Source organism: Neobacillus sp. Soil_C_43, assembly GCF_057656715.1.
On sequence record NZ_JBDGJV010000013.1, the window covers coordinates 23,575 to 30,737 of the forward strand.

Annotated in this window: 5 protein-coding genes; all 5 read right to left on the reverse strand. The window is 44.0% G+C overall.

The genetic code is table 11. The features are described 5' to 3' along the window. Positions 1-45 precede the first annotated feature (45 nt). The gene (locus AC3A54_RS16775) at positions 46-711 is read right to left on the reverse strand and encodes a YdeI/OmpD-associated family protein (protein ID WP_487655328.1); all 666 of its coding nucleotides are present in this window, start codon (positions 709-711) and stop codon (positions 46-48) included. A gap of 127 nt (positions 712-838) precedes the next feature. Then, positions 839-1,144 carry a hypothetical protein gene (locus AC3A54_RS16780; RefSeq protein WP_487655329.1) on the reverse strand — a complete coding sequence of 102 codons (306 nt, stop codon included), beginning with the start codon at positions 1,142-1,144 and terminating at the stop codon, positions 839-841. Between the two features lie 2 nt (positions 1,145-1,146). After that, positions 1,147-1,377, reverse strand: a complete 231-nt coding sequence (locus AC3A54_RS16785) for a hypothetical protein (protein WP_335544316.1) — start codon at positions 1,375-1,377, stop codon at positions 1,147-1,149. A gap of 127 nt (positions 1,378-1,504) precedes the next feature. After that, positions 1,505-1,660 (reverse strand): hypothetical protein, encoded by a 156-nt coding sequence (locus AC3A54_RS16790; RefSeq protein ID WP_487655330.1) that lies wholly within the window; start codon positions 1,658-1,660, stop codon positions 1,505-1,507. 116 nt (positions 1,661-1,776) lie between these two features. Further along, positions 1,777-6,906 (reverse strand): Ig-like domain-containing protein, encoded by a 5,130-nt coding sequence (locus AC3A54_RS16795; protein WP_487655331.1) that lies wholly within the window; start codon positions 6,904-6,906, stop codon positions 1,777-1,779. Positions 6,907-7,163: the final 257 nt, after the last annotated feature.

Genomic DNA, 7,163 nt, shown 5'->3' on the forward strand with positions numbered 1-7,163 from the left:
GTCAGTCCCCCACTGCGCTAAAGCGCTGGGGGACTGTCCCCACACTTATCTACTCCGATAGAGTTCACGAGTTTTGTAACCTGCTCCAAGGATCATTTTCATTTCTTCCCGCCGCTTTTCTTTGGTTGCCTCTTGTTTTGCGCTATAAATATAACGGGCCCAATCTTTTTGGTACCCCGGGGTAAGTGATTGGTAGAAGGCAAGCAGGTCCGCCTTGCCCTGCAAATCCTTTTCTACTTCTGGTATCATGGCAATGTAATCATCCACACACTGACTTGCTTTTGAGCTTTTACTTTTCTTATTTCGATTTTCTTCTTTTAGCCCAACTACTGTAAATACTTCATCTAGTCCAACCATTCGGGCAAATTTAATGCTGCTGGTTCCAACATACCCTTCTTCATCCGCACCTAACGCCTCGAATAATTCATCACGATGGATATACGTCTGATAAACCTTATTCCCTTTTTTGGGATACGCAATGTAAATATATCCATTTTCATTTAGATATCTTTTCTCGATGACCAAATCCATCAATTTTTTCAATTCACTCTTCGTAAGGACAAAAGCAAAAATAAGATCATACCCTTTTTCCCTAAACGTTGTATCGTAATCTGGTAATCCGTTAAAGTACTCTCCGCCCTCAGGCATGTCCAATACAACGACTTTCTTATATTTAAGCAAGTTTAATTTTTCAACGATGGTTTTAGACATTAATAATCCTCCTGCATCCATTAAGTTGTCTGCTGAATAAATCTTAAAACAAAATAAGTTGAACGACAAGGGGACAGTCCCCCGCTACGTTAAAGCGATGGGGGACTGTCCCCAAAATATTGAGGAACTATCCTAAGGGTTTCTGATGGGGGTGCCTAACTAAAAAGATCTCAATATTTCTAGATGTGAGGCGAAAAAATACTTTGTAGGGATCAGACTTACCAACAGAAATAAGTACCATCCGTAAATCAACTGGGTAACTTTTTATGTAAACTGTTTTACCCGGAATATAGATGCTATAGTCTACTGATTGAAAATAAAATTCAAAGGAGGTTTTTAAGTATGGTGATATTTGGGGTAGTTCAACGGTTGCTCTCCATTTGTCGAGCTCTAGTAAGGATTGAATGGCCGATTTTCTCCATAATACTTTCATTTTTAAATACCCAACATTTTGTTGATTTCTTCTTCAGATAATATTGGATTATCCTCTTCCAATGCTTTTCTGAGTTGACATTCTTCATCCAAATCGGTTACTTCGTACACATTGGGTTCTTTAATTTGGTCTACTTCAAACAAAAGGAATTTCCGATCATCAATTTGAATATAGTCCTCTCCCGAAATAATAACCTTTCTAATTTCCTCATTTTCTACTTTAATTGGCTTCATTTTAACTTCCCTCCTTACGTAAATTACCATTATTATAACATTAGGAAGTAGATCACTCAAACTGCATAGAAACGGGGACAGTCCCCCGCCGCGCTAAAGCGCTGGGGGACTGTCCCCGTTTTTTCGTTTATCGTGTTGTCTTGCAATTCGGGCATGCCGGGCTGGTTGAGTCGTATTGGTTGCCACACGCACGGCAGAAGACGATGCCAGTTACAGCTGCAGTTGAAGCAGCAGCCTCTACCTGCGATGATCCGCCTCGCCCTTCTTTTCGGCTTGTCCCCATCCCATTTTTCCTAAATACCATAATTACTATTACCAATGTAATGAGGTTAACAAGTAAACTAGCTACCAACAGCACAATCACAAGAGATGTTTCTTCAAACATGGTCTATTAACCTCCTATCCTACCACTCGATCTTCTACTTCATCATGATCGTCTTTACTCTTTTGTTTTCGGTAGAGGAAGTATCCACCTATTGCAATAGCAATTCCGCCCACACCGCCAAGCGAGCCAGCGAACACAGGCGTATTGTTATACCAGCGAACGATTGGGTTAGTCGATACGAGAATGTCATTGACCTTAGAAGTCATCTCATTCCCAGCTGCATCCACCGCAATAATCTTCACATTCTGCTTAGAGTTCGAGCTTCCAATATCAAACACGAAATTCTCTCCCTCTTCCTTATGCTCAACCTTCTTATCATTCACATAAATCTCAGCGCCCTTAAGAACGAGATTATCCTTAATCGAAACCGTGACGGACTTATTCTCAAACGGGTATTGCTCCCCACTTTCAATATCAATCGGAACAATCACAGGCGCCGTCTTATCGATTCCAAAGGAAATCTCGGCCTTCTTCGTCTCATCGATATTCTCATTGATATTGCCAGCCGCATCCTCAGAGTACAGCGCCACCGTATACCTGCCATCGCCGGCAAACAGCGACTTTTTAATCACGTACTTGTACTTACTCCACTGACCTTTACCGCCAGATTCCGTTAACGTATAATCTTTCCCTTTTGCAAGGTCAGTCGGCGTTCCGTTCTTCGTCATCTTAACCTTCACCGTTTCAGGCTCCAAACTGTCCACATTGGTTTCCGTTACCACAACATCCGTTTCATTTTTCACATACTTCCCATCAATCTGTTTCAACGCCTCATCAAAAACATAGACGGAACCAAATCGATTGACAGAGAACTGAATCGTTTGTGTGGTCCGATTGCCTGCCATATCCACAAGAGCCGCCGTCAACGTATAGATATCATCAACTTCCTTTTTCTTCGTGAAATTGTTGAACGTGTAGACCTGACCGTTCGCCACATTTGCGTATCGGCCGCTCAAGTCCACTCCGCCTCTGTTCGCTCCAGCTAACTTGATCGAAACTGCATTTTTATCGAAATTCGTATCCGAAAAAGTAATCACCGGAATCACATCGCCCTTATTGGCCGACTGATCCTTCACACCTGTAATCGATAGCTTAGGAGCCGTTTGGTCCACAAAGAACTCATCCGCTTTATAATGAGCCGCGATATTTCCAGCCATATCCGTGTAATCAATGTCAAAATGATACTTGGCATCCGCCGAATAATGAATCGTGGCTGTATGTACATCACCATTAGTTCTCCAGCTACTTACCGCCGGGAACGCAACACCCTTGCCATTATCCGTTGCGGTGCCTGACACCTTAATGCGGCTCGTTTCAAAATTGTGCTCGGTAATGGAAATCGTCGCGGTCCGGGCAGATTTATAATAGTTGCCATTCTCCGCCGCCCCATTACTATAAGATACCTTAATTACAGGCTTGGTTTTATCAATCGTAAACTTCTGTTGTGCGAAACCAGGTGCCTCATTCTCTGCATTATCCTTATACTTCATATCAAACGTATAATCGCCATCGGCCGAATACTTCACCGTGGCCGTATGCGTCGTCTGATCCGGATCCTTCGTATCGACCTTCGTCGTCCAGCCCACCAGCTTCGGAATCACACCATCTGTATTCGTGATCTTATGAACCACATCTTTGGCATTGAAGTTACGCTCCGTAATCACAACCGTCGCGGTACGTCCTTCCTTGTAAAAGTCCTTATTTGCCGGGTCGGATTGGTTGTTATCATAGGAAACCTGAATCGTCGGCGCCGTCTTGTCGATGCTGAACGTCATCTTCTCCTCCGACACGTTCCCAGCTCGGTCCGTCACTTTTACCTTTACCACAATGGCATTGCTATTATTTTTTACCGAAAGGGTTTTGGTCATTTCCGTCACAAGGTTTAAATCGGTCTTGGTTTGCTGCCAACCGTCCACCGAGCTGCCCGCTGCATACGTTTTATCATTGTTGATCGTCAGGCTGCCGGACTGATTATTCGCCGTATCATAAGGCGCAACCACTGACCATTCCACCTTCTGAATCCCTGAATAGGAATCCGCAACCTTCACATTCACGTCTACATTTTTAGCATAAAGCTCTAAGTTATTTGAATCCTTATAGCCCGTTTTCGCTTTTTCAAGCGTAATATGCAATTCCTTCGCATGCTGTTTTTCGTTTTCAATCACGGTGCCGTCCGGCGTTTCAAACGTACCCGTGTTATTCACCTGATCTGTTGCTTTTGAAAAAATCTGCCCCTTGAACGCTTCTGGGACATCGAAAGTAAATTCGCCTGTAGTAGGAACCGGTGCAATTTTATCAACAGCAGACTCCGCGATTTCTTTAAAAGAACCGTCGGCTAGTACAGCATAATACTTTCCACTCTCGTAATCTTTTAAATAGACAATCAGCGATTTAACGTTACTTGTGTATTCGTATGCCACTACAGGATCCTCTGCATTCACACTCACGCGCGTTGGCTTTTTGAAAAAGTAACCATACCCCGTCAGTTCAACCGAATCCTTCAGAGTGACGTTTTGTTCCACCTTTTCATAGCTGCCCTGGTCATTTTTCGTTAAGAAACTAAAGTCAGTGATGGCTGGAGCCGTTTTATCGACATAAATCGTTTTTGTGACGATGTTCGTGTTCCCTGCGTTATCCACCACATAAATCGAAACTACGTACGTTCCATCTTCATGAATGGAAACACCTGGATCATCCGTCGCAAACGTATACGTCTGCTTCTCGGTCAAATGGGAATAATCGTATTCGAGCTTTTTCCCGTTCACATCAATCCTTACCGTGTTAATGCCGGATTCTGCATCTTGAACGGTCACATCATAAGTGACATCGCCGTTGTACGCATCGCCATCCGAAGAAACGTTTTCTTTTGCCGTAACGTCCACCTTGGCAGTTGGTGCCTTCTTCTCAATCATCACGACGCCGCTGTTGTCGGCTTCGATATTCGAGTTGTCTTTCGTCACCAAGTACGGCTCGGCGTTTTTATTTTTCACATGGTCGGTTACCGTGACATGGAACGTCCCCTTGAAGCTTTCCGCATCCACCGTGAACTTCGCTTGTGCAAACAGTCCTTCTTTTTCAAAGCTACCGTCCACGAGCTTTGGAACGACCTTCTCATCGCTCGTTTTTAGTGAAATCGCCTCAACACCAGAGGCATCGTCCTTCACTCGAACAGTAACTTCCACTTCTTTATTGAAAAATGTTCCAAACGAAAGGAAGTTTAAGACTTTAGAAAAATAATCGTCGTTTTTCTGTTCAAAAGTAACGGCTTCTCCGTCAGCAAGCGTCGGTTCCTTTTTATCAATATTGACTTGAACCGACTTCACGGTTGATGCGTTTCCTGCTTGGTCTACCGCCCAAATGCTATAGACCCCGCTGTACCTTTCATCGTCAGGCTTGAAGGAATAGCTATTTTTCTCTGCATTAAAGGTAGCTTCCATGCCTAGTTCATAAGGAGTATAAGGCCCCTTCTGGTAATACACTTTTTCAATAGGGGTGGAAAAAGTCACGCCATCAAAGGTCTGCTCCGTGTTTTCAATCTTACCTGAAACGGTGACGCCGCCACTGAACCAGGTCGCATCATCCACGGTTGCTTCGTTGTCACCCTTGACGGTCGGTTCCTCTACCGTTGGCCCTTCTGTATCAAACAACAGAATTAAATGACCCGGCAGCTTGATTTCCTCGCCGCCAAAAGGCCCCTTCGCGACTAGCAATCTTTTAATCGTAGTTGAATCTCGTAAAATATAATTCCCTTTCCAATGCTTAATCGAATCCGAGATGTCGACACGGTAATAGGGGTCAATCGCCGATACCACGACGATGGCATTCTTTGAATACACACGAATCTCATTATTGCCCTCTTTGTAGGATTTGAGTAACGAACCAGAGGCCGGTTTAATCGAGACGTAGGTTTCCCAATCTCCCTCAAGCATCGCAATCCGCTCAAACGACACCTCGACCGTCGTATCCTTGGTCACATTTTTCACGGTGTAGGTGTAACTCGTGCCGTCATTATTATCAACAAAGTTGTCGTTGTTGGTGAGGTCTATTGTTTCCCCATTCACCTTTAGGGCAGCGACTTTGTAAGAGTTATCCTCCGGCGTAATCACCGCCTTCGCGTCACTGCCGTAGTCGACTACAGACTGTGCGAGTTCAATCGTTCCGTGGTCCCCTTGGACAGAGGGCGTCACCTGATAGGTATTGATCGCGAATGTCACTTCCACCTGATGGTTTTCTGTCATTTTTGAAAAAGTGTACTTGTAACCGTCCTTGGTCGGTGCCAGTTCGTCCGCTAGATTAATAGCCGCTCCATCAATTTTGATGTTTCCAAGATGGTAGCCTGTTGTTGGGGTAACGGAAAATGAAGAATCAGAACCATGCTGAACCTTGACCGTCCCGCCGTCCGAGTTAATTGTTTGGTTTTGCTCATCCTTGACGGTTCCATTTTTATAGCTAGAAAAAGAAATCGTGTAGGTTTTTAACACTAACTGGACGTCAATCGTGGTATCCGCCGAAAGGGCATCGATTGTTTCTATGTATCCATCGTTGTTTGTGACCTTCTTTTCTTCCCCATTCACTTTTACGTTTTTAATCTCGTAATTCGGGTCCGGAGTAATGGCAACGTCTACCTTTGTCCCCTCTTCAAATTGGGCAGGGGTTGTGTAGTCGATGTCGTTTAGTTTAATCTGACCAAAACCGGTTTGGTTGATGGTCACGGTGTATTTCGCTTTCACCGGCGGTGCAGGTGGTTCTTCTACGAGAGTCAGTTTTTCAGTAGCCACATCGTAAGTATAGTGGTCAGTGGTTCCCTCTGTTAGCACGATGGAAAAAGTCTTTGAAGCTACTAAAAACTCAAACTGATTGTTTTTATCGAATAAGGCATTAGTGAGTTCTGGAAACTCGACCAGGCCGTCCTTGTCGGTGGTGCCCGTTACACTGACCTCATTGTTGGCGTTATGTCCGGTTATTTCCTGATTAGGAACGGGGGCACCATTTTCTAAGATTTCCATGGTGAATACCTTTTGGTTAATGCCTGTTTGGGCAAACACCTTGGTGATAACACCAACAGGTATGTTATAGCCGACAAGCATGATGGCCAGAACGACAGCCATCAGCCGTGTCAGCTTGGATTTCCTTTTTGAAAACATGATTCACACTCCTTTGCTTGGTGGTTTTTTTGAAAAAGTATATTATTTTTCATGCTAGTCTCTATCTGAAGGTTAGTCTGCTTCTGACTATCTTGATGGTTTCTTGCTTATCTTTGTCAGAAGTTCAGACTTCTTCTGACTATCTTGATGGTTTCTCGCTCATCTTTGTCAGAAGTTCATGCTTCTTCTGACTATCTTGATGGTTTCTCGCTCATCTTTGTCAGAAGTTCAAGCTTCTTCTGACTATCTTGATGGTT